This is a genomic window from Pseudomonas sp. NMI760_13 (assembly GCF_021283245.1).
GTDB lineage: Bacteria > Pseudomonadota > Gammaproteobacteria > Pseudomonadales > Pseudomonadaceae > Aquipseudomonas > Aquipseudomonas peradeniyensis.
Genome location: NZ_JAJSRC010000023.1, coordinates 64,041 through 90,868, shown reverse-complemented (window position 1 = coordinate 90,868; position 26,828 = coordinate 64,041). Strand labels below are relative to the sequence as shown.

Below are 26,828 nucleotides of genomic sequence, written 5' to 3'. Positions count from 1 at the left end.
TACACTTCGGGCGCGACCTGCCCTGTAGGAGCGGCCTTGCGCCGCGAATGGGCTGCGTAGCAGCCCCTGGATCTCAGCGTCTACGCATGGATTGCCGGGGCCGCTGCGCGGCCCATTCGCGGCGCAAGGCCGCTCCTACAGGGGGATCGTCATGAGCAGGCAAAAAGAAAGGGCGCCGAGGCGCCCTTGGTTGTTGCAGCCGGGTCAGAGGAATACAAACTTGGCAATGAAGATCAGGCACAGCACCCACAGGCTCGCCGAGATCTCCTTGTACTTGCCAGTCCCGGCCTTGAGTGCCACATAGCTGATGAAGCCCAGGGCAATGCCGTCCGCCACCGAGAAGGTCAGCGGCATCATGATCACCGTGACGATCGCCGGAATGCTGTCGGTGGCTTCGTCCCACTCGATATGCGCCATGCTGCCCATCATCAGCATCGCCACATAGATGAGTGCACCGGCGGTGGCATAGGCCGGGATCATCCCGGCCAGCGGGGCGAAGAACATCGCGGCAATGAACAGCACGCCCACCACCACGGCCGTCAGGCCGGTACGCCCACCCGCCGCCACACCCGCGGCACTTTCCACATAGCTGGTCACTGGCGGCACGCCGACCACCGCGCCGAACACGCTGGAGGTACTGTCGGCCTTCAGCGCCCGCGACAGGTTCTCGATGCGTCCGTCAGGCGCCACCAGGTTGGCGCGCTGGGCCACGCCCATCAGCGTGCCGGCGGTGTCGAACATGTGCACGAACAGGAACGCCAGCACCACGCTGATCATGCTGACGTTGAACACCCCGGCCACGTCCATGGCCATCCAGGTCGGCGCCAGGCTCGGCGGCATCGACATCACCCCGCCGAACTTGACCAGGCCCAGGCCCCAGCCGGCCAGGGTGACGCCGATGATGCTGATCAGGATCGCGCCGAACACCCGCTTGTAGCTGAGGATAGCGATCGACAGGAAGCACACGGCCGCCAGCAGTGGGCCGGGCTCATGCAGCGAGCCCAGCTTGACCAGGGTGGCCGGGCTGTCGACGATGATGCCGGCGGTCTTCAGGCCGATCAGCCCGAGAAACAATCCGACGCCGGCCCCCATGGCATGGCGCAGGCTTACCGGGATGCTGTTGAGCAGCCACTCGCGCACCCGCGAAACGGTCAGGAACATGAACAGCACGCCCGAGACGAATACCGCCCCCAGCGCCGTTTCCCAGTTGTAGCCCATGGTGCCGACCACGGTGTAGGTGAAGAAGGCATTGAGGCCCATGCCCGGCGCCAGGCCCACCGGCCAGTTGGCGTACAGGCCCATCAGCAGGCAGCCGAGGGCGGCGGCGATGCAGGTGGCGACGAATGCCGCACCGTGGTCGATGCCGGCGTCGGCCATGATGTTGGGGTTGACGAAGATGATGTAGGCCATGGTGATAAAGGTGGTCACCCCGGCGATCAGTTCGGTCCTGACGGTAGTGCCATGTCGCTTGAGTTTGAAAATCCGCTCCAGCCAGCCCGTTTCGAGCGGTGGGGCGAGATCCAGCGTAGGTGCTTCGGATTTGCGGCTTTCCACAGCGAGTACTCCTCAAGTCTTTCTTGTTGTTCGAAGCCTGGTCCTGAGCTGATGCACTTGGGGGCTTCGCGAGGGAGGGTGTGGCAGACGTCCGACCATTTTGTTGACTTCTGGGTCAGGAAGTTGCTCGCAGGATTATGCTTTTGTGTACAAATAAAGCAAATAATGTTTTATCTTTTGTGCGTACAAACGGTCGTACAACGGCTATATAGGTAAAAGGCCACCTGCAGAATCGGGTCAGCCTGTGTACAATGGCGCCATACCTTGGCCCTTCATCTTCATTTCCGGACTTGCCATCCCCCCGTCGACAGGCAGTACAGTCACGGTCCGACTGGCAGATCCCCTGTGCTCGAGCGCCCATGAACGAACAGCTGCAACCTCTGAAAAAACCTGTGCGCACTGGCAAGGCCGGCCGCAGCGGTACCCAGGACGACATCGTCTACGCGCACATCTTCGAGGCGATCCTCGAGCAGCGCCTGGCTCCGGGGACCAAGTTGAGCGAGGAAGCACTGGGCGAGATCTTCGGCGTCAGCCGCACCATCATCCGCCGCGCGCTGTCGCGCCTGGCCCACGAAAGCGTGGTGCTGCTGCGGCCCAACCGCGGCGCAGTGGTGGCCAGCCCGACGGTGGAAGAGGCGCGCCAGGTGTTCTTCTCCCGGCGCATGGTCGAGCGCGCCATCACCGAACTGGCCGTGCAGCACGCTACCGTCGAGCAGCTCAACGAACTGCGCCAGATGGTCCGCGAGGAGCGCGACAGCTTCTCCCGTGGTGACCGTGGCGCCGGCATCCGCCTGTCCGGCGAGTTCCACCTCAAGCTGGCCGAGGCGGCGGGCAACGCGCCGCTGGTGAGCTTCCAGCGCAGCCTGGTGTCGCAGACCTCGCTGATCATTGCCCAGTACGAGAGCGGCAACCGCTCGCACTGCTCGTACGACGAGCACATGCAACTGATCGACGCCATCGAGGCGCGTGACGCCGAACAGGCGGTGAGCCTGATGATGCACCACATGGACCATATCGACAGCAAGCTCAACCTCGATGAGGAGAGCGCCTCGGACGATCTGCACGCGGTGTTCTCGCACCTGCTGAAAAAGCCCAAGGCCACCGCCAAGGGTTGAACGTTTGCCTGCCTGACTCAGGGCCCTTTCGCGGGCAAACCCGCTCCCACAGGAAATGCGTTGCCATCAAGCAGGGCATTGTCCCTGTGAGAGCGGGTCTACCCGCGAAAAGGGCCTTGGTCGTTTCTGGCCACTTGTCAAAGCTCTGCTAGATTTCTCCTCAGCAAACCTTCATCAAGCAGTTGGGCTTGCGCAGTCGTTGCGTCCAATTACTTGAGGAATGCTCCATGAGTTCGTCCCTGGGTGTACGCATGGGTGCCGAGTTGGTCGGCACGTTCTGGTTGGTCCTTGGCGGGTGTGGCAGCGCGGTGCTGGCGGCCAGCTCCCCGGTCGGCATCGGGGTCCTCGGTGTCGCCTTCGCCTTTGGCCTGACGGTCCTGACCATGGCCTTCGCCATCGGTCATATCTCCGGTTGTCACCTCAACCCCGCCGTGTCGTTCGGTTTGGTGGTGGGCGGGCGCTTCCCGGCCAAGGAATTGCTGCCCTATGTGATCGCCCAGGTGATCGGCGCGATCCTCGCCGCGGCGGTGATCTACTTCATCGCCAGCGGCAAGGCCGGTTTCGAGCTGGCCAACGGCTTGGCCTCGAACGGCTACGGCGAGCACTCGCCCGGTGGCTACAGCTTGGCGGCAGGCTTCACCAGCGAAGTGGTGATGACCGCGATGTTCCTGGTGATCATCATGGGCGCCACGGATGCCCGGGCGCCGGCGGGGTTCGCGCCGATCGCTATCGGCCTGGCGCTGACCCTGATCCACCTGATCTCGATCCCGGTGACCAACACCTCGGTGAACCCGGCGCGCAGCACGGGGCCGGCGTTGTTCGTCGGTGGCTGGGCCGTGCAGCAGCTGTGGCTGTTCTGGCTGGCACCGCTGATCGGCGCGGCGATCGGCGGGGCTTTGTACCGCGGGTTGGCGAAGCAGCCCTAGCTGCCTATCGCGGGGCAAGCCCGCTCCCACGGAGCCCCGCGATCTTGTCAGCGCTGGTGCACGCAGCGCCCGGCGGCGTAGGTTTCGCGCACGGTGCGGTCGTCGCCCAGGGTGGTGAGCACGAACAGGGTCTCCTCGATGTTCTTCGACTGCTGCAGGCGGTAATCCAGCAGCGGGGTGGCCTTGTAGTCGAGCACCACGAAGTCGGCGTCATTGCCCGGGCGCAGGCTGCCGATGCGGTCGTCCAGGCGCAGGGCGCGGGCGCCGCCGAGGGTGGCCAGGTACAGCGACTTGTAAGGGTGCAGGCGTGCGCCTTGCAGCTGCATCACCTTGTACGCCTCGTTCAGGGTGTTGAGCAGCGAGAAGCTGGTGCCCGCGCCGACGTCGGTGCCCAGCCCCACATTGACCTTGAAGCGCTCGGCCTGAGGCAGGTTGAACAGGCCGCTGCCGAGGAACAGGTTGGAGGTCGGGCAGAAGGCGATGGCCGAGCCGGTCTCGGCCAGGCGCTGGCACTCGTCGTCGCACAGGTGCACGCCATGGGCGAACACCGAGCGCTCGCCGAGCAGCTCGAAGTGGTCGTAGACGTCCAGGTAGCCTTTCTGCTCGGGGAACAGCGACTTGACCCAGTCGATTTCCTTGAGGTTCTCCGACAGGTGGGTATGCATGTACACGCCCGGGTGCTCCTTGAGCAACTGGCCGGCCACGCTCAATTGCTCCGGCGTGCTGGTCGGCGCGAAGCGCGGGGTGACCGCGTAGTGCAGGCGGCCCTTGCCGTGCCAGCGCTCGATCAGCGCCTTGCTGTCGCGGTAGCTGGATTCGGCGGTGTCGGTCAGGTAGTCGGGGGCGTTGCGGTCCATCATCACCTTGCCGGCGATCATGCGCAGGTCGAGGCGCTCGGCCTCCTCGAACAGGGCGTTGACCGACTCCGGATGCACGCTGCCGAACACCAGGGCAGTGGTGGTGCCGTTGCGCAGCAGTTCCTTGAGGAAGATCTTCGCCACCTGGTCGGCGTGGCCCTTGTCGGCAAACTGCTTCTCACAGGGGAAGGTGTAGGTGTTCAGCCAGTCCAGCAGTTGCTCGCCGTAGGAGCCGATCATGCCGGTCTGCGGGAAGTGGATGTGGGTGTCGATGAAGCCCGGGGTGATCAGGGCGTCCTGGTAGTGTTGCACCGGGATGTCGGCGTCGAGGGTCGGCAGCAGCTCGCTGGCATGGCCCAGTGCACTGATGCGGCCGTTGTCGACCACCAGCAGGCCGTCTTCATAGTATTCGCAGGACGCCTCAAGGCCGACCTCGGCGGGGTCGGCGATGCTGTGCAGGATGGCGGCTCGGTAGGCTTTGCGGGTTGCGCTCATGGGGCTCTCGTCAAAGGGTCTGGCTGCGTCGCGAGGACGGCAGCAACTGGGCGATGGGGCCTGAATTGGCGGCAGCGTCGTGCTGGCCGAAGCAGGCGTTGTAGGTGGCAATGATCTCGGCGGCGATGGACACGGCGATCTCGATCGGCAGCTTGCCCTTGACCTCGGCCAGGCCCATCGGGCAGCGCATCCGCGCCATCAGCGTGTCGTCGAAACCGCGCTCGCGCAGGCGGTGCTCGAACTTGACCCGCTTGGTCTTCGAGCCGATCAGGCCGAACCAGGTGAAATCGTTGCGCTTGAGGATCGCGGCGGTCAGTTCCAGATCCAGCTGGTGGTTGTGGGTCATGACGATGCAGTAGCTGCCGGCGGGCAGGTCGGCGACTTCGTCGACCGGCTCTTCGCTGACGATCCGGCTCACCCCGTTGGGGATGGCGTCGGGGAACTCCTGCTCGCGCGAGTCGATCCAGCGCACCCGACAGGGCAGCGCGGCGAGCAAGGGTACCAGAGCGCGCCCGACATGGCCCGCGCCGAACACGGCGATCTCGGCCTGCACGCCGGTCATCGGCTCGAACAGCAGCACGGTGGCGCCGCCGCAGCACTGGCCCAGGCTGGCGCCGAGGCTGAAGCGCTCCAGGTGCGGGGTGTTGCGGTGTTCCTCGAGCATCTGCCGGGCGATGTGCAGGGCCTTGAACTCCAGGTGGCCGCCGCCGATGGTGTCGTACAGCGCGCTGGCGCTGACCACCATTTTCGAGCCGGCGTTGCGCGGCGTGGAGCCGCGTTCCTCGATGATGGTCACCAGGACGCAGGGTTCGCCGCGGGCTTGATGGTCGGCGAGGGCGTTGATCCATTGGTGCATGTCTTCAATCCTCCTCGATCCCTTGTGTAGGAGCGGCCTTGTGCCGCGAAAGGGCTGCGCAGCAGCCCACAAATCTTCATTGCGGCACAGATCCAGGGGCCGCTGCGCGACCCTTTCGCGGCGCAAGGCCGCTCCTACAGAGGGGCGCGCTGTCAGTGCGTCACCGGTTCCAGTTCCTGTTCCACAGGCTGCTGCGCAGCCACCGCCTTGCGCATCTGCTCGCACCCCAACAACACCCGCTCCGGCGTCGACGGCGCGTCGATCTCGGGCTGCACACGGTAGTCGGCGATGCTCGCCACTGCGTCCTTGATCGCGCACCAGGCGGCGATACCGAGCATGAACGGCGGCTCGCCCACGGCCTTGGAATGGAACACCGTGTCCTCGGGGTTCTTGCGGTTTTCGACCAGCTTCACACGCATGTCGATCGGCATGTCGGCCACCGCCGGGATCTTGTAGCTGGCCGGGCCGTTGGTCATCAGCTTGCCCTTGGCATTCCACACCAGCTCCTCGGTGGTCAGCCAGCCCATGCCCTGGACGAAGCCGCCCTCGACCTGGCCAATGTCGATGGCCGGGTTCAGCGAGTCGCCGACGTCGTGCAGGATGTCGGCGCGCAGCATCTTGTACTCGCCGGTCAGGGTGTCGACGATCACCTCCACGCACGCCGCGCCGAAGGCGAAGTAGTAGAACGGCCGGCCACGGGCCTGGGAGCGGTCGTAGAAGATCTTCGGCGTGCGGTAGAAACCGGTGGTCGACAGCGACACCTGGGCGAAGTAGGCCTGCTGCACCAGTTGCTCGAAGCTGACGATCTGGTCGCGCACGCGCACATGGCCGTTGCGGAACTCGACGTCCTCCTCGGTGACGTTGTAGTGCCGGGCGGCGAACTCGGTCAGGCGCTTCTTGAGGATCTCGGCGGCGTTCTGCGCTGCCTTGCCATTCAGGTCGGCGCCGCTGGAGGCCGCGGTCGGCGAAGTGTTGGGCACCTTGTCGGTGTTGGTGGCGGTGATCTGGATGCGGTCGAAGTCGACCTGGAACACCTGGGCCACCACCTGCGCAACCTTGGTGTTCAGGCCCTGGCCCATCTCGGTGCCGCCGTGGTTGAGGTGGATGCTGCCGTCGGTGTAGATGTGGATCAAGGCACCTGCCTGGTTGAGGAAGGTGGCGGTGAACGAGATACCGAACTTCACCGGGGTCAGCGCCAGGCCCTTTTTCAGTACCGGACTGTTGGCGTTGAAGCGGCGGATCGATTCGCGGCGCTCATGGTAATCGCTGCTCGCCTCGATCTCGGCGGTCATCTCCTCGAGCATGTTGTGCTCGACGGTCTGGTAGTAGTGGGTGACGTTGCGCTCGGTCTTGCCGTAGTAGTTGGCCTTGCGCACCGCCAGCGGGTCCAGCGCCAGGTGGCGGGCGATATGGTCCATCACCTGCTCGATGGCGACCATGCCTTGCGGGCCACCGAAGCCGCGGTAGGCGGTGTTGGAGGCGGTGTTGGTCTTGCAGCGGTGGCCGTGCACCGTGGCGTCGCCCAGGTAGTAGGCGTTGTCGGAGTGGAACATGGCGCGGTCGACGATCGAGCCGGAAAGGTCGGGCGAGTAGCCGCAGTTGCCGGCCAGGTCGAAGTTGATGCCGTGCAGGCGGCCGCTGTCGTCGAAGCCGACGTCGTACTCGACGTAGAACGGGTGGCGCTTGCCGGTCATCATCATGTCTTCGACGCGGGGCAGGCGCATCTTGGTCGGCTGGCCGGTCAGGCGCGCGATCACCGCGCACAGGCAGGCGGGGCTTGCGGCCTGGGTTTCCTTGCCGCCGAAGCCACCACCCATGCGGCGCATGTCGACGACGATCTTGTGCATCGGCACGTCGAGCACCTCGGCGACCAGCTTCTGCACCTCGGTGGGGTTCTGCGTGGAGCAGTAGACGATCATGCCGCCGTCTTCGCTGGGCATCACCGAGCTGATCTGGGTCTCCAGGTAGAAATGCTCCTGGCCGCCGATGTGCAGGCTGCCCTGGATGCGGTGCGGGGCGCTGGCCAGGGCCGTGTCCGAATCACCGCGCTTGTGGGTGTGGCTGTCGAGCACGAAGTGCTTCTTGCGCAGCGCCTCGACCACGTCGAGCACCGGTTCCAGGTCTTCGTACTCGACGATCGCCGCCATCGCCGCGCGGCGCGCGGTGTCCAGGTCGCGGGCGGCCACGGCGAGCACCGGCTGGCCGAAGAACTCGACCTTGTCGATGGCCAGCAGCGGGTCGCCGGCCACCACCGGACCGATATCCTTGAGCCCCGGGATGTCCTCGTGGGTGATGGCGATGCGCACGCCTTCGAACTGATAGCAGGGCGTGGTGTCGATGCGCAGGATGCGCGCATGGGCGCGGTCCGCGGTGCGCGCATAGACGTGCAGCTGGTTGGGGAATTCCAGGCGGTCGTCGATGTACACCGCCTCGCCCGCCACGTGCTTGTCGGCGCTGTCGTGCTTGAGGCTGCGGCCGACCCCGGTGGTCAGGTCCTGGCTGAACAATGCGGCCATCTCGGCCTGGCTCTTGACGGCGTGATGATTAGACATAGGCGGTCACCCGGGTTTCGATGTGCGGCGTTTGCAGTTCGATGAAGTACTTGCGCAGCAGGTTCTGCGCGGTCAGCAGGCGGTACTCGCGGCTGGCGCGGAAGTCGCTGAGCGGGGTGAAGTCCTCGGCCAGGGCCTGGCAGGCACGCTCGATGTTGGCCTGGTTCCACGGCTTGCCGCGCAACGCGGCTTCGCAGGCGCGGGCGCGTTTCGGAATCGCCGCCATGCCGCCGAAGGCGATGCGCACGCCGCTGACCACGCCGTTCTCGATGCTCAGGTTGAACGCCGCGCACACGGCGGAGATGTCGTCGTCCAGGCGCTTGGACACCTTGTAGGCGCGGAACGCCCAGTCATTGCTGGCGCGCGGCACGATGATCTTCTCGATGAACTCGCTGTCCTGGCGCGCGGTGATGCGGTAGTCGATGAAGTAGTCTTCCAGGGCCAGGGTGCGCTGGCGTTCGCCCTGACGCAGGACGATCTGCGCGTCGAGGGCGATCAGCAGGGGCGGCGAGTCGCCGATCGGCGAGGCGTTGCCGATGTTGCCGCCCAGGGTGCCCTGGTTGCGGATCTGCAGCGAGGCGAAGCGGTGCAGCAGGTCGCCGAAGTCGGGGTATTCCTCGTTGAGCGCGGTGTAGCAGTCGGTCAGCGGGGTGGCGGCGCCGATCTCCAGGTGGGTGGCGGTCTTGTCGATGCGCTTGAGCTCGGCGACATGGCCGACGTAGATCATCACCGGCAGGGTGCGGTAGAACTGGGTGACCTCCAGCGCCAGGTCGGTGCCGCCGGCCAGCAGGCGCGCCTCGGGGTGCGAGCTGTACAGGTCGGCCAGGTCGGCCACGGTCAGCGGCACCAGGCAGCGCTTGTCGCCGCTGTTGAGTTCGCCGGTCTGTTGCGGGGCGATGGCCTTGAGGCGGGCGATGGTCTGCGCCTGCTGGGCGTCGAACTGGTCGCGGCAGGGGCGGGCGCAGCTCTGCTCGGCGGCTTCGAGGATCGGCCGGTAGCCGGTGCAGCGGCACAGGTTGCCGGCCAGGGCCTCCTGGGCCTGGTGCAGGTCGTGGCCCTCGCTGTTCTTCTGCAGGGCGAACAGCGACATGACGAAACCGGGGGTGCAGAAGCCGCACTGCGAACCATGGCAGTCGGCCATGGCTTTCTGCACGCTGTGCAGTTCGCCCTGGTGCTTGAGGCCCTCGACGCTGATCAGCTGCTTGCCGTGCAGGGAGGACACGAACGTCAGGCACGAGTTGAGGCTGCGGTAGCGGATGGCGTCGCCGCCCTGGTCGTTCTGGACGAGTTCGCCGACGACCACGGTGCAGGCGCCGCAGTCGCCGCTGGCGCAACCTTCCTTGGTGCCGGGTTTGCCCAGGTGCTCGCGCAGGTATTGCAGCACCGTCATGTTCGGGTCCAGGGCGTGCTCGTTGCGCAGCTCCTGGTTGACGAGAAACTGGATCACGGGGGAGGGCCTCGCAATGGTTTTATTGTTGTTCGGGCGGACTCTAAGCAACGCTTGACCCTGAGGTCAATAATTTTCTGACTCAAAGGTCAAGATTTCGTCCAGAGGCCTTCCGAACCGCTTCATCGAGCCTTTCTCCAAGCATAGTTCGCGCCGAGTGGGAAAGTTGACCCGCCAGTCGCACAAAGCGCGTCGCGCCGCTGCGCGGGCACGGGACAAGTGCGCTACAATCGCGCCCTTGTGCACAGCTACCCAGATCGCGAAGGAAAACCATGACGTTCAAGGCGCCGGACAGCCTCTCCGAGCAAATTGCCCACTACCTGGCCGAGCGGATCATCCGCGGCGAACTCGCACCCGGCGAGCGCATCCAGGAGCAGAAGGTCACCCAGGCCCTCAACGTCAGCCGCGGCTCGGTGCGCGAGGCGCTGCTCATTCTCGAACGCCGTCACCTGGTGGCGATCCTGCCGCGCCGTGGCGCCCATGTGACCGAACTGGACGAGAACAGTGTGCGCAGCCTGTGCACCCTGATGGGCGAGTTCTACATCCTGCTGGGCAACGCTGTTGCCCAGCATTGGCGCAGCGACAGCGACCTGCGCCCATTCCTGGACATCCAGCAGCGCCTCAAGCAGGCCCATGTCGCCAAGGACATCAAGACCTTCGTCGGCGACAGCTTCGCGGTGATGCGCGCCGCCTACCCGTTCGCCAACAACCCGTACCTGCAGGAAACCGTCGAGAACCTGCAGCCGGCCATGAGCCGCGCCTACTACCTGGCCCTGGACCAGCGCCAGGCCAACATGGTCGATTACCTCGAGCTGTTCGCCCGCCTGCTCGAAGCCGTGGTCGCCCGCGACCTGCCGCGCATCCGCGAGGTGCTCACCGCCTATTGCCAGCGCAGTTGCGAACTGGTGCTGGCGGCGCTGGCGCGGGTCTGACCGATGCGCCTGAAGTGCATCCGCCTGGCCGGATTCAAGTCCTTCGTCGACCCGACTACGGTCAATTTTCCCAGCAACATGGCGGCCGTGGTCGGTCCCAATGGCTGCGGCAAGTCCAACATCATCGACGCGGTGCGCTGGGTGATGGGCGAAAGCTCGGCCAAAAACCTGCGCGGCGAGTCGATGACCGATGTCATCTTCAACGGCTCCACCAGCCGCAAACCGGTCAGCCAGGCCAGCATCGAACTGGTGTTCGACAACAGCGACAACACCCTGGTCGGCGAGTATGCCGCCTACGCCGAGATCTCGATCCGCCGCAAGGTCACCCGCGACGGGCAGAACACCTATTACCTCAACGGCACCAAGTGCCGGCGCCGTGATATCACCGATATCTTCCTCGGCACGGGCCTGGGGCCGCGTAGCTACTCGATCATCGAGCAGGGCATGATCTCCAAGCTGATCGAGGCCAAGCCCGAGGAGCTGCGCAATTTCATCGAGGAGGCGGCCGGCATCTCCAAGTACAAGGAGCGCCGCCGCGAGACCGAGAACCGTATCCGCCGCACCCAGGAGAACCTGGCGCGCCTGACCGACCTGCGCGAAGAGCTGGAGCGCCAGCTCGAGCGCCTGCACCGACAGGCCCAGGCCGCCGAGAAGTACCGCGAGTACAAGGCCGAGGAACGCCAGCTCAAGGCGCGCCTGGCGGCCCTGCGCTGGCGCGACCTGGACCAGCGGGTGCGCCAGCGCGAGGCGGTCATCGGCGACCAGGAGATCGCCTTCGAGGCGCTGGTGGCCGAGCAGCGCAATGCCGATGCCAGCATCGAGCGCCTGCGCGACGGCCATCATGAGCTTTCCGAACGCTTCAACCAGGTGCAGGGCCGCTTCTATTCAGTGGCCGGCGATATTGCCCGGGTCGAGCAGAGCATCCAGCATGGCCAACAACGCCTGCGTCAGTTGCACGACGACCTCAAGGAAGCCGAGCGCAGCCGCCTGGAAACCGAATCGCACCTGGGGCACGACCGCACCTTGCTGGCGACCCTCGGTGAAGAGCTGGCGATGCTCGAACCCGAGCAGGAACTGACCCTGGCTGCGGCCGAGGAGGCCGCCGCGACCCTGGAGGAGGCCGAGCAGGGCATGCACGGCTGGCAGGAGCAGTGGGACAGCTTCAACACCCGCTCCGCCGAGCCGCGCCGCCAGGCCGAAGTACAGCAGGCGCGCCTGGCGCAGCTGGAGGCCAGCCTGGAGCGTCTGGCCGAGCGCCAGCGCAAGCTGGGCGAAGAGCGTGACCAGCTCGGCGAGGATACGCAGGATACCGAGACCAGCGACCTGGGCGAGCAGGTGGCCGGCAGTGAGTTGCTGCTCGAGGAACTCCAGCTGCAGGAGCGGCAGGTGGTCGAGCAGCTGGATGCGTTGCGCGAGCAGATGCAGCAGGCCAGCCAGGCGCAGCAGCAACAGCAGGGTGACCTGCAGCGCCTGGGCGGGCGCCTGGCGTCCCTCGAAGCCTTGCAGCAGGCCGCGCTGGAACCGGGTGTCGGGGCCGCCGACTGGCTGCGCGCCCAGGGCCTGGAACAGCGCCCACGGCTGGCCGAGGGGCTGCGGGTCGAGCCCGGCTGGGAGCTGGCGGTGGAAACGGTGCTGGGCGCCGATCTGCAGGCAGTGCTGCTGGATGATTTCGCCGGCCTGGAGTTCGCCGCGCTGGAGCAGGGCGAACTGCGCCTGCTGATGGCGGGGGGAGGGGGCGCGACCGTCCCCGGCAGCCTGCTCGACAAGGTCGAAGGGCGCGTCGACCTGTCGCCCTGGCTGGGCCAGGTCATGCCGGTGGACACCCTGGAGCAGGCCCTGGCCCGGCGGGCGTCGCTGAACGATGGGCAGAGCCTGGTCAGCCGTGACGGCTATTGGGTCGGGCGACACTTCCTGCGGGTCAGCCGAGGAAGCGAGGCCCAGGGTGGCGTGCTGGCACGTGGCCAGGAGATCGAGCGCCTGGGGCTGGAACAGTTGGAACAGGAGGCCTTGCTCGAACAGCTCGACGAACAGTTGCAACGCCTGCGCGAGCAGCAGCTCGACCTGGAGGAGCAACGCGAGCAGCTGCGTCGTCGCAGTCAGGACGAAGGCCGTCAGCACGGCGAGCTCAAGGCGCGCCTGTCCGCCGGCCGTGCCCGTGCCGAGCAGCTGGAGCTGCGCCGCCGGCGCCTGCAGGAAGAACTGACCGAGCTGCAGGAGCAGCGCGCCCTGGAGCACGAGCAACTGGGCGAGGCGCGCCTGTTGCTGCAGGAAGCCCTGGAACTGATGGCCCAGGACACCGAGCAGCGCGAGCTGTTGATGGCGCGCCGCGACACCCTGCGCGAAGGTCTCGACCGCATCCGCCAGGAGGCCCGCCAGCACAAGGACCACGGTCACCAGCTGGCCGTGCGCCTGGGCTCGCTGCGCGCCCAGCATGACTCGACCCGTCAGGCCCTCGAACGCCTGGAACAGCAGGCCGCACGCCTGGGCGAGCGCCAGGAGCAGTTGAACCTGAACCTGGAGGAGGGCGAGGCGCCGCTGGAAGAATTGCGCCTCAAGCTCGAAGAGCTGCTGGAGCGACGCATGAGCGTCGACGAGGAAATGCGCCAGGCGCGCCTGCACATGGACGAGGCCGACCGTGAGCTGCGCGATGCCGAACGGCGCCGCACCCAGGCCGAGCAGCAGTCGCAACTGTTGCGCGGCCAGCTGGAGCAGCAGCGCCTGGAGTCCCAGGGCCTGGACGTGCGACGCAAGACCTTGCAGGAACAACTGCTCGCCGACGGCTACGATCTTCAGGGCGTGCTCGCCACGCTCGAGGCCGATGCCAGCGAGCAGGGTACCGAACAGGCACTGGAGCAGATCGAGGCGCGCATCCAGCGCCTGGGCGCGATCAACCTGGCGGCCATCGAGGAATACGAACAGCAGTCCGAACGCAAGCGTTACCTGGACGCCCAGGACGCCGACCTGGTTGAGGCGCTGGAGACCCTGGAAAACGTCATCCGCAAGATCGACAAGGAAACCCGCAACCGCTTCAAGGATACCTTTGATCAGATAAATGCCGGATTACAGGCACTTTTCCCAAAAGTTTTCGGTGGCGGCAGCGCTTATCTGGAACTGACGGGCGAAGATCTACTCGATACAGGGGTGACGATCATGGCGCGTCCACCGGGCAAGAAGAACAGCACCATCCATCTGTTGTCCGGCGGCGAGAAGGCACTGACGGCCCTGGCCCTGGTGTTCGCCATCTTCAAGCTGAACCCGGCGCCGTTCTGCATGCTCGACGAGGTCGACGCGCCGCTGGACGACGCCAACGTCGGGCGCTATGCCCGCCTGGTCAAGGAAATGAGCGAGACCGTGCAGTTCATCTACATCACCCACAACAAGATCGCCATGGAAATGGCCGACCAGCTGATGGGGGTGACCATGCACGAGCCGGGTTGTTCACGTCTTGTTGCAGTTGATGTGGAAGAGGCAATGGCCATGGTCGATGCGTAAGGGGTAAAGAATGGGTGTGAACATGTAGGCAAAAGCCTCAGCAGATGCGACAGACGGTGTAAAGTTGCCTTTGGTCGTGCTAGCTTAATGTCACTTGTTTTTTGCGTGGGTAAAACGCCTGTCAGAACATAGAGTTGGCGCCACGTGTTAAAGGCCTTTGAAGCCTTTGTTTTCAAGCATATTTTTTATAGAGGCACGGGATTACATGGAAATCGGTCTGCGCGAGTGGCTGATCGTCATCGGCATCATTGTCATCGCCGGTATTCTTTTCGACGGCTGGCGCCGCATGCGCGGCGGCAAGGGCAAGTTGAAGTTCCGTCTGGACCGTAGCTACGCCAACGCCCCGGACGACGACAGCGGCAGCGCCGAGGTGCTCGGCCCTGCGCGTGTGCTGGATACCCATAAAGAGCCCGAGCTGGACGAGTCCGACCTGCCGTCGGTGAGCGTCCCTGCGCGTGAACGGGAGCGCGAGCGCGAACCCAAGCCGGCCAAGGCCAAGCGCGGCAAGCGCAACCACAGCGAGCCGCAGCAGGGTGACCTGAACCTGGCCGCCGAGCCCCGCGAGCCCGACCTGTTCGAGGGTGGCGACGACGATTTCGCCGCCGACAACACCCGCGCCAACGGCTTCACCGCGCCGAGCACGCCGGCCAAGGAGCTGCCGCCGGCCGAGGAAGTGCTGGTGATCAGCGTCATTTCCCGTGACGAAGGTGGCTTCAAGGGCCCGGCACTGCTGCAGAACATCCTCGAAAGCGGCCTGCGCTTCGGCGAAATGGACATCTTCCACCGCCACGAGAGCATGGCCGGCCACGGCGAAGTGCTGTTCTCCATGGCCAACGCGGTCAAGCCCGGCGTGTTCGACCTGGACGACATCGACCATTTCAGCACCCGTGCGGTGAGCTTCTTCCTCGGTCTGCCTGGCCCGCGTCATCCCAAGCAGGCCTTCGACGTGATGGTGGCCGCCGCCCGCAAGTTGGCCCACGAGCTCAACGGTGAGCTCAAGGACGACCAGCGCAGCGTGCTGACCGCCCAGACCATCGAGCACTACCGCCAGCGCATCGTCGAGTTCGAGCGCCGCGCCCTGACCCAGAAACGCTGATGTTTACGAGCGGGCGGATCCTGCCTCGATCCGCGCCGCGATGATTCAAGCAAAAGAGCAGCCAGGGGCTGCTCTTTTGCTTTGCAAGAGAAGACAAGCCATGAACGCCGAATCCCGAATCCATGCCCTGCGCGCCGAACTCGACCAGCACAACTACCGCTACTACGTGCTCGACGAACCCAGCGTGCCCGATGCCGAATACGACCGCCTGTTCAACGAACTCAAGGCGCTGGAGGCGGAGCATCCGCACCTGGTGACCCCGGACTCGCCGACCCAGCGCGTCGGTGGTGCGGCGCTGGCGGCTTTCAGCCAGGTCCGCCACGAGGTGCCGATGCTCAGCCTGGGCAACGCCTTCGAGGAGGATGACCTGCGCGATTTCGGTCGCCGCGTCGTGGAGGGTCTGGACCTGCCGGGCGGTGATCAGGCCGCGGTGGACTACAGCTGTGAGCCGAAACTCGACGGCCTGGCGGTGAGCCTGTTGTACCGCGATGGCCAGCTGGTGCAGGGCGCCACCCGCGGCGACGGCACCACCGGCGAGGACATCAGCACCAACGTGCGCACCGTGCGCAACATCCCGCTCAAGCTGCAGGGCGAGGGCTGGCCGGCGGTGCTGGAGGTGCGCGGCGAGGTGTACATGAGCAAGGCCGGTTTCGACCGGCTTAACGCCGCCCAGGCCGACGCCGGCGGCAAGACCTTCGCCAACCCGCGCAACGCCGCGGCCGGCAGCCTGCGCCAGCTGGACTCGAAGATCACCGCCAGCCGCCCGCTGGAATTCTGCTGCTATGGCGTCGGCCAGGTATCCGAGCCTTTTGGCGACAGCCATATCGGCATCCTCGAAAAGCTCAAGACCTGGGGGTTGCCGATCAGCCGCGAGCTGCGCCATGCCGCCGGCATCGAGGAGTGCCTGGCCTACTACCGCGATATCGGTGCCCGTCGCAATGGCCTGCCCTACGAGATCGACGGTGTGGTGTTCAAGGTCAACAGCCTGGCCTCCCAGCGTGAGCTGGGCTTCCGCGCCCGCGAGCCACGCTGGGCGATCGCCCACAAGTTCCCGGCCATGGAAGAGCTCACCGAGGTACTCGACGTCGAGTTCCAGGTTGGCCGCACCGGCGCGGTGACCCCGGTGGCGCGGCTCAAGCCGGTCAAGGTGGCCGGCGTGACCGTGTCCAACGCCACCTTGCACAACATGGACGAGATCGCCCGCCTGGGCCTGCGCATCGGCGACACGGTGATTATCCGCCGCGCCGGCGATGTGATCCCGCAGGTGATGCAGGTGGTGCTCGACCGCCGTCCGCAGGACGCCCGGCCGGTCGAGGTGCCCACGCAGTGCCCGGTGTGCGGCTCGCAGGTCGAGCGCACCCAGCTGGTCAAGCGCAGCAAGGGCAAGGAAACCACCAGCGAAGGCGCGGTGTACCGTTGCGTGGGGCGCCTGAGCTGCGCTGCCCAGCTCAAGCAGGCGATCATCCACTACGTATCGCGCCGGGCCATGGACATCGACGGCCTGGGCGAGAAGAGCGTCGAGCAGCTGGTCGACGAGAACCTGATCCGCTCACCGGCCGATCTCTATCACCTGACCTTCGACCAGGTGGTGGCGCTGGAAGGCTTTGCCGAGGTATCGAGCAACAAGCTGCTGGCCGCCATCGAGGCGAGCAAGGGCCCGAGCCTGGCGCGCTTCATCTATGCGCTGGGCATCCCCGATGTCGGCGAGGAGACCGCCAAGGTCCTGGCCCGCTCCCTGGGCAGCCTGGCGCGGGTGCAGGTGGCGTTGCCGCAGGTGCTGACCTATCTGCCGGACATAGGCCTAGAGGTTGCCCACGAGATCCACAACTTCTTCGAGGACGCGCACAATCGCGAGGTCATCGCGCAGTTGCTGGCCAGCGGCATGCAGTTGCAGGACGAGGGCGAGCTTGCCGCCGAGTTCGCCGCCAGCACCACGCTGGCCGGGATGCTGGCCAAGCTCGACATCCCCTCGGTCGGCCCGACCGGCGCCGAGAAGCTGGTGGACAAGCTGGGTACGCTGGACAAGATCATCGCCGCCGATGGCATCGACTTGCGCCAGGCCCTGAATACCAAGGCCGCCGACGGGGTGCGCGAGTTCTTCAAGGTCGAGGCCAACCAGCAGCTGGCCCACGCCATCGAGGCCCAGTTGCTGGAATTCGGCATGCACTGGTCGTGTGAGAAGAAAACCGCCGAGGGCTTGCCGCTGGCCGGACAGACCTGGGTGCTGACCGGCACCCTGGAACGCATGAGCCGCGATATCGCCAAGGAGAAGCTGGAAAGCCTGGGGGCCAAGGTGGCGGGTTCCGTGTCGGGCAAGACCCACTGTGTGGTCGCCGGCCCCGGCGCCGGCTCCAAGCTGGCCAAGGCCGCTGAGCTGGGCGTGGCGGTGTTGGACGAGGAGGCGTTCGTGGGCTTCCTGGCGGAGCGCGGCATCAGCGTCTGAACCCGCAGGCCTTATCGCGGGGCAAGCCCGCTCCCACGGGTGATGATGCGTGGGAGCGGGCTTGCCCCGCGATAGATTTGCCACAAGTCCTTGAGAAATGATGGTTTTTTCACGATCAAAGGTTGTAACTTCGCCCCGGCGCTGTACAATGGCGCGGCTCGTCAGCTGACGAGCCGTCGTGGTGGCCCCATCGGTCCCCCCGCATTGATTACCCGTTAACCTGGTCAGGCCCGGAAGGGAGCAGCCATAGCGGGAACATCGAGTGCCGGGGTGTGGCTGGTGGGGCCGCCTCCATTTTGGGCGCAGGGGTTTTCCGGCGTACCTGTCAGGCGTCGCCCATCAGACGCTTTTCTTTACACCCTCGCACTGTTTTCCGCCTGCACGATCCCGCGCAGCGCCTTATCATGCATCCCATCGTGTCAGCCCATTCGGCCAGGAGATAGCGACCGTGGAACATGTCGACGACCTCACCCGCCAGAAAATCCGTGAGTGGCAGATGCGCCGCCTGGAAATCAAGGACCAGATGGCCGCCAGCCCCGAGCGTGTGCTGGAGTTGTCGCAGGTGCTCGACCAGATGGAAGAAGAGCATGAGCGCATCCTCGAGGAAGCGGCTGCCCCTGTGGCAGTGACGGCTGACGCGGCGGCCTTCGCGTTGCAGGTGCAGGTGTCGGCGCACTCGGTGCGTGACTTGCGCAAGTTGCTGGAACTGGCCCTGCATGAGCTCGATGGCGTACTTGATGCGCCGCAGGCGGGTATCAGCTATCCCGGCGACATGGCGGGGTCGTTGGGAGCCTACCGCTTCGAACTGGTGGTGGGGCAGGCCGCTGAATCCGACAACCCTTGAGTGATCCCCGGACCCGTACCGATATGCAGCCCGAGCACTTCGACTTTTCCCATCCGGTGTACCTGCCGGTCAGCGCAGAGGTATGCCAGGCCTTGCTGCAGGCCGAGGGCGCGCCTGCGCTCGACGCCTTGGGCGAGCCGGAGCTGGCAGCAATACTGGTGATCCAGAACCTGGCCCAGACACCGGGCCAGGTCGATGCGCGGGCGGCGGAAAAGGTCCTGGGCAAGCTGCTGGCGTGGGCGGTCGATGGCGCGCACTCGCCTGGCGTGGGCTTGCTGTCCGAGGCCCGTCGGCTGTTCGATGCGCGCAAGCTCTATTTCGGCCTCGAGGTGATCAAGGGCTCGAAACTGCGCCTGCTCGATGCCGAACAGGTGCAGGCGCGGGAGTACCTGCTGGCGGATGGCAAATGGGATTTTGACTACCGCATCCGCCTGCATCACAGTGACAACCCGTTCAGCCAGCGGGTGACCACCGGCTTCGACAGCGAGCGCTGGCTGACCGTCGAGCAGGACAAGCTGCTCAAGGTCATCCAGGCCAACCTCGACGAGGATATCCACGTGCAGGGCTATGCCGGGATCGGCAAGAGCTACCTGCTCGGCGCCCTGATGGAATGCCTGCCGCGTGGGCGGGTGTTGGCCCTGGCGCGCACACCGGCCAAGCTCGGTACCCTGCGTCGGCGCATGGGGCTGGATGCCCAGGCCAAGGTCGGCATGACCTTCGGCCAGTTCGCCCGGGCCCTGCTCAAGGATAACCGGCCGGTTTCCGCCCGGACGGCGCCGCGCGGCCCCGGCAAGCGCCGGCTGGCCGAAGAGCTGGGGATCGTCGGGCTGCGCCAGTACGACGCCGAGCACGCCCTGGATATCTGCCTGGAAGTGCTGCGCAACTATTGCGAGTCGCGGGACTACAGCCTGTCCAACCGCCACCTGCCGCACTTTCGCCAGGCGCTGTCCAGCCTCGATGCCCAGGTGCTGCTCGAGTACGCCAGCCGCCTGTGGCGTTACCTGGAGGCGCAGCCGAGCTGGGGTACGCAGACCGGGTTCGAGGCGTTGCTGTTGCTCAAGCGCGCCAGCCTGGGTGGCTGCAGCGTGCCCGGGCGCTTCAGCCATGTGATCATCGACGAGAGCCAGGATGTGCCGGCCTCGCTGCTGCAGGTCATCGAGCGTGGCCGCCAGGTGCTGATCACCCTGGGCGACGAATACCAGAAGGCCAGCGGCGAGGTGGTCAGGCGCGAGCGTCAGGTGCGCCAGAAGGACATGGCCTTCGCCGTGCGCTCCGGGCCCAAGGTGGAGCGCCTGATCAACCCGTTGATCGGTGTGCACTCGAAAAAATCCAAGGTCGCGTTCGAGGCGGCGCGGCATGTCGATGTCGGCATCGAGCACTTCCCCGAAGGTTTTGTCCCGCCCGAGGGCTGCGTGGTACTGACTGCCTCGCGCTGGGACACGATGCGCTGGGCCATGGAGATGGCCGAGTCCAACTGCCTGCTGAACTTCCCCGACTGGCCGGACATGCGCCGTTTCATGGTCACCGCGATTGGCCTGTTCAGGTCGGCGTTCTATGCGCCGGGGCAGGACGCCGAAGGGCCGCATGGGTACTTCGCGCACCTGCTCGACTGGCAGCAGGTGCGCGAGTCCGAGCGTTTCGATGCCGCGTTCCAATGGGTCGAGGCGCGGCTGGAGGCGGGTTTCAAGCTTGCCGACCTGACCGGTCTGGATGCGCGCGTCGCCGCGCAGCCTGCCAGCCTCACGCTGTTGATGGCCGAGGAGGCCGGTGGCCTGGAGTTCGATAAGGTGCTGTTGACGCCGGAGCTGATGACCACTCAGCGCTTCAAGGACGCCTACGCCTTCGATGCGCGGATCTGCGCGGTGTACATTGCCCTGTCGCGGGCGCGGCGGCAGTTGTACCTGCCCTATGACGTGGAAGAGTGGATCAATTACCACAAGGGCCAGCCGTTCCGCGAGTTGCACGGCTACTGAACCCGCCGCCGTGCTCTGGTCTGGTGGGCCTCATCGCGGGGCCAGGCGACTCCCACGCTTGCCCCTGCTGGCCGACACTTGCATCAATCGCTGGAAGGTCGGGCACTGCAGGTGGTTCTCCTCGGGGCACACCGCCGCATGCCGCAGCCCTTTGCTCATCGCCTGCAGGCGCTTGATCTTCTGCTCGATCTCATCGGCCTTGGCCAGCAGCAGCGCTCGGTCGACCCGTTGCTCGTCCAGCATCGCCGCCACTTCGTCCAGCGAAAATCCCGCCGCCTGGCCCAGGGCGATCAGGGCCAGGCGTTCGGGCGTATCCGCCGGGAATTGCCGGCGCTGGCCGCGGCCAGCGAGTGATGTGAGCAAGCCCTTGTTCGCGTAGTAACGCAATGTCGACGCCGGCACTCCGGTGCGCCTGGCGACATCGGCAATGTCCATCGCGGCTCCCTTGACTTGAAGTTGACTTCAACTTGCATGCTGCTCGGCATCGACCTTTCCGTCAATCTGCCAAGGGCTTTTGTCATGAGCGTTTCTTCTCTCGTATTTTCCATTCTGCTGATCGGCATCGGCGCCACCCTGGTCATGGACCTGTGGACCCTGCTGCTCAGGCGCCTGGGCATTACCACCCTGAACTACGCGATGGTCGGGCGCTGGGCGGGCCACCTGTTCGCGGGGTGCTGGCGGCATGCGGCGATCGGCAAGGCTGCGCCGGTCAGGGGGGAACTGGCGTGGGGCTGGTTGCTCCATTACGCCACGGGGCTGGTGTTTGCGGCGTTACTGGTGGCAATTGCAGGGGAGGGGTGGTTGCAGGGGCCGCTCCTGTGGCCCGCGTTGCTGTTCGGGGTGGTCTCGGTGCTGGTGCCGTTGTGTGTGGTGCAGCCCGCGTTTGGGGCGGGGTATTTTGCCAGCCGTACCCCGACGCCGCTCAGGAGTTGCCTGCGTAGCTTGGCCACGCATGGCGTGTTCGGTTTTGGGTTGTTCCTGAGTGCGGTAGTGCTGGCAGGGGTTCGGGGAGGGCTGACAGGCTAAACAGGTGTGTTTGGATCAATGGAGCCTGCGTCATGCTTGCCTTGGGTGAGGGCCTCCAGATGTCCGCTGCAACCCCTGCAGCGCCTATCAGATCGAGCGCCGCCCGCGCGGCGCATCGCGGGACAAGCCCGCTCCTACATTTTTTGCAACGTGCCGAACCTGTCAGGCCATGGTTGCCCGCCTTGGTGCATGTCTTGAGACAGATGAGGCGGCAGTGGTGCCCACGCTGAAACCGTGTCGGACCAACAAGGCGGACCAGGTAATGGCACAGGATTGACTGGCCCGAAACAGATGTAGGAGCGGCCTTGCGCCGCGATGCGCCGCGCGGGCGGCGCTCGAACTGATAGGCGCTGCAACACTAACGTCGAGCACCTTGAAAGACCTGGCCGTCGGTATACCGCTCGACAATCCGCTTCATCTCCCCGGACTCCTTGATCCGCACCAGCGCCCTGAGCACACCTTGGGTCGGTAGTTGGGGATCATTGCGCACCATGCAGCCCAGCGCTTGCTCTTCCAGCACGGCCAAGGCTTGCAGGCGTTGCCCCGGCGGCAGGGAGCGGTTGTACCATTGCAATGACAACTGGTTGCTGATCGCGTGGCGAAAGCGTCCGGCCTGGAGCTTCTGCAGGGCCAGCAACTGGTTGCGGCTGTCCTCGCGTTGCAGGCGGCCCTGGCTGAACAGGGGTTCGAGGGTGGGGTAGGTGTAGCCGAGTACAGTGCCGATAGCCTGCGGCGGCAGTGCTTCCGGGTGGGTGGGGCCGCTGTCGCCGGGGCGGCCGATCAGCAGGTCACGCTGTTCGATGACGGGGATGCTCCACAGGAAGTCGCCCGGCCGGTCGGTCAGCCACTGGGTGGAGACGTAGCAGCGCACGTCGATTTCGCCGGCCTGCATCGCCTCCTGCAGGCGCAGGCGGGCCATCACGTGGTATTGCGGGCGGGCGTCGACCTCCCGGGCAATGGCCTGCATCAGCTCGAAAAGGATGCCTTCCACCGGTTGCTGGTCCTCGGTGCGCATCAACGGCATGCTCCAGCTTTCGGCGACGGAAAAGCGCAGCACCGGCGGGTGCGCCAGGCTTTGGGTGGTCCACAGCAACAGGATAGCCAGGACTCGCCGCACGCCTCATCCTCCCTGATCCGCCGTCCGTGTGCCCGCTACTGAGCTTAGTCGAGATCGGCAGGGTGCAATTTCGGCCCCGCTCCGCTAGCATTAGCGCTCTTTCCGCCCGCTCCGGTCACGATGGTTTTTTGATGAGTTATCAGGTTCTTGCACGTAAATGGCGTCCGCGCTCGTTCCGCGAAATGGTCGGCCAGACCCATGTGCTCAAGGCTTTGATCAACGCCCTGGACAACCAGCGCCTGCACCACGCCTACCTGTTCACCGGTACCCGGGGCGTGGGCAAGACCACCATTGCGCGGATCATCGCCAAGTGCCTGAACTGCGAGACTGGCATCACCTCCACGCCGTGCGGCACCTGTTCGGTGTGCCGGGAGATCGACGAGGGCCGATTCGTCGACCTGATCGAGATCGACGCCGCCAGTCGCACCAAGGTCGAGGACACCCGCGAACTGCTCGACAACGTGCAGTACGCGCCAAGCCGCGGGCGCTTCAAGGTCTACCTGATCGACGAAGTGCACATGCTCTCCACCCACTCGTTCAACGCCTTGTTGAAGACGCTGGAAGAGCCGCCGCCCTACGTCAAGTTCATCCTCGCCACCACCGACCCGCAGAAGCTGCCGGCGACCATCCTGTCGCGCTGCCTGCAGTTCTCGCTGAAGAACATGAGCCCGGAACGGGTGGTCGAGCACCTGACCCATGTGCTGGGCGCCGAGAACGTGCCGTTCGAGGACGACGCCCTGTGGTTGCTCGGTCGCGCCGCCGATGGTTCGATGCGCGACGCCATGAGCCTGACCGACCAGGCTATCGCCTTCGGCGAGGGCAAGGTGCTGGCCGCCGATGTGCGGGCGATGCTCGGCACTCTCGACCATGGCCAGGTGTACGGTGTGCTGCAGGCGTTGCTCGAGGGCGATGCCCGGGCATTGCTGGAGGCGGTGCGCGATCTGGCCGAACAAGGTCCGGACTGGAACGGCGTACTGTCGGAAATGCTCAACGTGCTGCACCGGGTGGCGATTGCCCAGGCCCTGCCCGAGGCGGTCGACAACGGCCAGGGCGACCGTGAGCGCGTGCTGGCGCTGGCCCAGGCCCTGCCGGCCGAGGATGTGCAGTTCTACTACCAGATGGGCCTGATCGGCCGACGCGACCTGCCGCTGGCGCCGGACCCGCGTGGTGGCTTCGAAATGGTCCTGCTGCGCATGCTGGCCTTCCGCCCGGCCGACACCGACGATGCACCGAAGCCGGTACTAAAGCCGGTGGGGATCAGCCAAGCCACAGCTGATCCGGCCCAACCGGTGGCAGCGGCGCCTGCGGTCGTGGCGCCGCCCGTTGCCGCCAGCCCTGTCGCTGAAACGGTCGCGCCGGAGCCCGTGGCTGAGCCATCTGTACAGCCAGAGCCGCCAGTCGTCGAAGTGCCGGCCGTTGCCGAGGTTATCGAGGCACCGCAACCGCAATCGGAACCAGAGCCCGAGCCGCAGCCCGTCGAGGAGGTCATCGACCTGCCTTGGGAGGAGCCCGTTGCCGCGCCGGCACCGGTTGCGCCCGAGCCTGCACCTGCGGTCGAAGCCGCCAACCCGCAGCCGGACTACGACGAGCCGCCATTCGATCCGTCGGCCTACAGCCCGGCGGGCATGGAGCGCGACGACGAGCCGCCGGCAGACGAGGACTACTACACGCCCGACAGCGACCCGGCCGGCTTCAGCTACCTGGACGAGTTGGCCGAGCACGTGCAGGAAGAGGCGCCCGCCCAGGCGCCGGAGCCGCTGCCGGCGGCCATGCCCGCGAGCGGCCTCGCCCTGCAATGGCTGGAATTATTCCCACAGTTGCCTGTCTCCGGTATGACAGGCAACATCGCCGCAAACTGTACGCTGATCGCCGCCGATGGCGATGACTGGCTGTTGCACCTGGACCCGGGGCAGGGCGCGCTGTTCAACTCGACGCAGCAGCGCCGCCTGAACGACGCGCTCAACCAGCAGTTGGGTCGCGAGATCCGCCTGAAGATCGAGTTGATCCGCCCTGAGCAGGAGACCCCGGCCCAGGCCGCCTCGCGCAAGCGTGCCGAGCGTCAGCATGATGCGGTTGTGTCGATCGAGCAGGATCCGCTCATCCAGCAGATGATCCGGCAGTTCGGCGCGACGGTCAGGCAGGATACTATTGAGCCTGTAGACGCCCTGGCCAGCCAGGGCCAATGAACGGATAACCATGTGGCCCGCCTGTGCCGGGCCGCATCACATGACCCAATCGAGGTATACCCCATGATGAAAGGTGGCATGGCCGGCCTGATGAAGCAGGCCCAGCAGATGCAGGAAAAGATGCAGAAGATGCAGGAAGAGCTGGCCAACGCGGAAGTCACCGGCCAGTCCGGCGGCGGCCTGGTCAGCGTGGTGATGACCGGTCGCCACGACGTCAAGCGCGTCAGCATCGACCAGAGCCTGATGTCGACCGACGCCGACGACAAGGAAGTGCTCGAGGACCTGATCGCCGCCGCGCTGAACGACGCCGTGCGCAAGATCGAGCAGAGCAGTCAGGAAAAGATGGGCGGCATGACCGCTGGCATGCAGCTGCCGCCTGGTTTCAAGATGCCGTTCTGATCGGCTTCTGGCTTCAAATGGGGAGCAACGACCCGACGGTCGTTGCTCCCTTGTTCATTCTGTTTCCTGAATTGGCAGGCCTGCACACATGAGCTTCAGCCCCCTGATCCGTCAACTGATCGACGCCCTGCGCATCCTGCCCGGCGTCGGTCAGAAAACCGCCCAACGCATGGCCTTGCAGCTGCTCGAACGCGACCGCAGCGGCGGCACGCGCCTGGCCCAGGCCCTGAGCCAGGCCATGGAAGGCGTTGGCCACTGTCGACAGTGCCGGACCCTGACCGAGCAGGAGCTGTGCCCGCAGTGCGCCGATCCGCGCCGCGACGACAGCCAGCTGTGTGTGGTGGAGGGGCCGATGGATGTGTACGCGGTGGAGCAGACCGGCTATCGCGGTCGCTACTTCGTGCTCAAGGGGCACCTGTCGCCGCTCGATGGCCTGGGGCCAGAGGCCATCGGTATTCCGCAGCTGATGGCGCGGATCGAGGAGCAGGGCACCTTCAGCGAGGTGATCCTGGCCACCAACCCTACGGTGGAAGGGGAGGCGACGGCGCATTACATCGCCCAGCTGCTGGCCGAGAAGGGCCTGGCTGCCACGCGTATTGCCCATGGCGTGCCGTTGGGCGGGGAGCTGGAGCTGGTGGATGGCGGGACGCTGGCCCATGCTTTCGCGGGGCGCAGGCCGATTTCGTTGTAAGACCAAGCCCTTTCAAGGTGTCGATATTTGGCGTTCGGCTTGGATGTGCCGGGGCTGCCTTGCAGCCCTTTCGCGGCACAAGGCCGCTCCTACAGGCGACTGTGCCCCCCTGTAGGAGCGGCCTTGTGCCGCGAAAGGGTCGCAAAGCGACCCCGGCAATCCTGAGTTGGAACGGTCATATCCAAAAATCGCAAAACCTTGAAGGAGGCTGGCTGTAAGCCCTCGCAAAGCATCGCCAACGCGAACTCAGTATTCGCTCAGGGAAAACTCGGTCAGGCAGAAGGTCGGCACCCCGGCCGCCTGCAGGCGGCGCGAGCCTTCCAGCTCCGGCAGGTCGATGATCGCCGCCGCCTCGAACACTCGGGCGCCGGTGCGACGCACTAGGTTGGCCGCGGCCAGCAAGGTGCCGCCGGTGGCGATCAGGTCATCGAAGATCAATACCGAGTCGCCATCGCACAGGCTGTCGGCGTGCACTTCCAGGAAGGCCTCGCCGTATTCGGTCTGGTAACCCTCCGACAGCACGTCGGCCGGCAGCTTGCCCTGCTTGCGGAACAGGATCAGCGGCTTGTTCAGCTGGTGGGCGATGATCGAGCCGATCAGGAAGCCCCGCGCGTCCATGGCGCCGATATGGCTGAACTCGGCCTCGACATAGCGCTCGATGAACTGGTCGGCGACATAGCGCAGCCCGCGCGGCGACTGGAACAGCGGGGTGATGTCGCGGAAGATCACGCCCGGCTTGGGGAAGTCCACTACCGGGCGGATCAGGGCTTTGAGGTCGAAGGTGTCGCTGTACATGGGCGGGTATCCTGGAAAAACTCGGCGCCAGT

General features: G+C 65.6%; 20 protein-coding genes and 1 other RNA gene. 13 read left to right on the top strand and 8 right to left on the bottom strand.

All coding sequences use genetic code 11. The annotated features are described in order from the left end of the window. Positions 1-204 precede the first annotated feature (204 nt). Positions 205-1,554 (bottom strand): NCS2 family permease, encoded by a 1,350-nt coding sequence (locus LU671_RS21105; RefSeq protein ID WP_203651739.1) that lies wholly within the window; start codon positions 1,552-1,554, stop codon positions 205-207. A 359-nt stretch (positions 1,555-1,913) separates the two neighbouring features. On the opposite strand from LU671_RS21105, the gene LU671_RS21100 reads away from it, so the two are divergent. Continuing rightward, positions 1,914-2,669, top strand: coding sequence for a GntR family transcriptional regulator (locus LU671_RS21100; protein ID WP_203651740.1), 756 nt, complete (start codon positions 1,914-1,916; stop codon positions 2,667-2,669). Between the two features lie 227 nt (positions 2,670-2,896). Beyond that, positions 2,897-3,595 (top strand): aquaporin Z, encoded by a 699-nt coding sequence (gene aqpZ, locus LU671_RS21095; RefSeq protein WP_203651742.1) that lies wholly within the window; start codon positions 2,897-2,899, stop codon positions 3,593-3,595. 47 nt (positions 3,596-3,642) lie between these two features. Here aqpZ and guaD read toward each other — a convergent pair whose 3' ends face one another. From guaD to xdhA, 4 genes are all read right to left on the bottom strand, one after another. Beyond that, complete coding sequence (gene guaD / locus LU671_RS21090) at positions 3,643-4,947, bottom strand: guanine deaminase (protein WP_203651744.1); 1,305 nt, start codon at positions 4,945-4,947, stop codon at positions 3,643-3,645. Between the two features lie 10 nt (positions 4,948-4,957). Then, positions 4,958-5,803, bottom strand: a complete 846-nt coding sequence (gene xdhC / locus LU671_RS21085) for a xanthine dehydrogenase accessory protein XdhC (protein ID WP_232856777.1) — start codon at positions 5,801-5,803, stop codon at positions 4,958-4,960. A 152-nt stretch (positions 5,804-5,955) separates the two neighbouring features. Beyond that, positions 5,956-8,355: a xanthine dehydrogenase molybdopterin binding subunit gene (xdhB, locus tag LU671_RS21080; RefSeq protein WP_232856776.1), complete on the bottom strand. Its 2,400-nt coding sequence runs from the start codon at positions 8,353-8,355 to the stop codon at positions 5,956-5,958. Then, positions 8,348-9,802, bottom strand: coding sequence for a xanthine dehydrogenase small subunit (gene xdhA / locus LU671_RS21075; RefSeq protein ID WP_232856775.1), 1,455 nt, complete (start codon positions 9,800-9,802; stop codon positions 8,348-8,350). The genes xdhB and xdhA overlap by 8 nt, the downstream gene beginning before the upstream one ends. 272 nt (positions 9,803-10,074) lie before the next feature. Here xdhA and LU671_RS21070 point away from each other — a divergent pair, with 272 nt between their 5' ends. The 7 genes from LU671_RS21070 (at position 10,075) to LU671_RS21040 (ending at position 20,582) form a co-directional block, all read left to right on the top strand. After that, positions 10,075-10,734 (top strand): GntR family transcriptional regulator, encoded by a 660-nt coding sequence (locus LU671_RS21070; protein ID WP_232856773.1) that lies wholly within the window; start codon positions 10,075-10,077, stop codon positions 10,732-10,734. Between the two features lie 3 nt (positions 10,735-10,737). Then, complete coding sequence (smc, locus tag LU671_RS21065) at positions 10,738-14,226, top strand: chromosome segregation protein SMC (RefSeq protein WP_232856771.1); 3,489 nt, start codon at positions 10,738-10,740, stop codon at positions 14,224-14,226. A gap of 205 nt (positions 14,227-14,431) precedes the next feature. Continuing rightward, positions 14,432-15,322 (top strand): cell division protein ZipA, encoded by an 891-nt coding sequence (gene zipA, locus LU671_RS21060; RefSeq protein ID WP_203651753.1) that lies wholly within the window; start codon positions 14,432-14,434, stop codon positions 15,320-15,322. Positions 15,323-15,422: 100 nt separating this feature from the next. Next, entirely contained in the window at positions 15,423-17,765 is a 2,343-nt protein-coding gene (gene ligA, locus LU671_RS21055) for an NAD-dependent DNA ligase LigA (protein WP_232856769.1), read from the top strand. A 188-nt stretch (positions 17,766-17,953) separates the two neighbouring features. Then, positions 17,954-18,050: signal recognition particle sRNA small type (gene ffs, locus LU671_RS21050), an RNA gene on the top strand. A 163-nt stretch (positions 18,051-18,213) separates the two neighbouring features. Then, the gene (locus LU671_RS21045) at positions 18,214-18,609 is read left to right on the top strand and encodes a hypothetical protein (RefSeq protein ID WP_203651755.1); all 396 of its coding nucleotides are present in this window, start codon (positions 18,214-18,216) and stop codon (positions 18,607-18,609) included. A gap of 23 nt (positions 18,610-18,632) precedes the next feature. After that, positions 18,633-20,582, top strand: coding sequence for a hypothetical protein (locus LU671_RS21040; RefSeq protein ID WP_232856786.1), 1,950 nt, complete (start codon positions 18,633-18,635; stop codon positions 20,580-20,582). Positions 20,583-20,612: 30 nt separating this feature from the next. On the opposite strand, the gene LU671_RS21035 is transcribed toward LU671_RS21040, so the two are convergent. Next, positions 20,613-21,017 (bottom strand): helix-turn-helix domain-containing protein, encoded by a 405-nt coding sequence (locus LU671_RS21035; RefSeq protein WP_232856767.1) that lies wholly within the window; start codon positions 21,015-21,017, stop codon positions 20,613-20,615. Between the two features lie 84 nt (positions 21,018-21,101). Here LU671_RS21035 and LU671_RS21030 point away from each other — a divergent pair, with 84 nt between their 5' ends. After that, positions 21,102-21,608: a DUF2938 domain-containing protein gene (locus LU671_RS21030; RefSeq protein WP_232856784.1), complete on the top strand. Its 507-nt coding sequence runs from the start codon at positions 21,102-21,104 to the stop codon at positions 21,606-21,608. A 358-nt stretch (positions 21,609-21,966) separates the two neighbouring features. Here LU671_RS21030 and LU671_RS21025 read toward each other — a convergent pair whose 3' ends face one another. Then, positions 21,967-22,725 carry a substrate-binding periplasmic protein gene (locus LU671_RS21025; protein ID WP_232856765.1) on the bottom strand — a complete coding sequence of 253 codons (759 nt, stop codon included), beginning with the start codon at positions 22,723-22,725 and terminating at the stop codon, positions 21,967-21,969. A gap of 131 nt (positions 22,726-22,856) precedes the next feature. Here LU671_RS21025 and dnaX point away from each other — a divergent pair, with 131 nt between their 5' ends. The 3 genes from dnaX (at position 22,857) to recR (ending at position 26,001) form a co-directional block, all read left to right on the top strand. Continuing rightward, positions 22,857-24,911, top strand: a complete 2,055-nt coding sequence (dnaX, locus tag LU671_RS21020) for a DNA polymerase III subunit gamma/tau (protein ID WP_232856764.1) — start codon at positions 22,857-22,859, stop codon at positions 24,909-24,911. A gap of 63 nt (positions 24,912-24,974) precedes the next feature. After that, complete coding sequence (locus LU671_RS21015; protein ID WP_023632783.1) at positions 24,975-25,310, top strand: YbaB/EbfC family nucleoid-associated protein; 336 nt, start codon at positions 24,975-24,977, stop codon at positions 25,308-25,310. A gap of 88 nt (positions 25,311-25,398) precedes the next feature. Then, a complete protein-coding gene (recR, locus tag LU671_RS21010; protein ID WP_028692866.1) occupies positions 25,399-26,001 on the top strand; it encodes a recombination mediator RecR in 603 nt (200 codons plus the stop codon). 246 nt (positions 26,002-26,247) lie between these two features. On the opposite strand, the gene LU671_RS21005 is transcribed toward recR, so the two are convergent. Further along, on the bottom strand, positions 26,248-26,796 hold the full coding sequence (locus LU671_RS21005) for an adenine phosphoribosyltransferase (protein WP_232856763.1): 549 nt from the start codon (positions 26,794-26,796) through the stop codon (positions 26,248-26,250). Between the last annotated feature and the right edge of the window lie 32 nt (positions 26,797-26,828).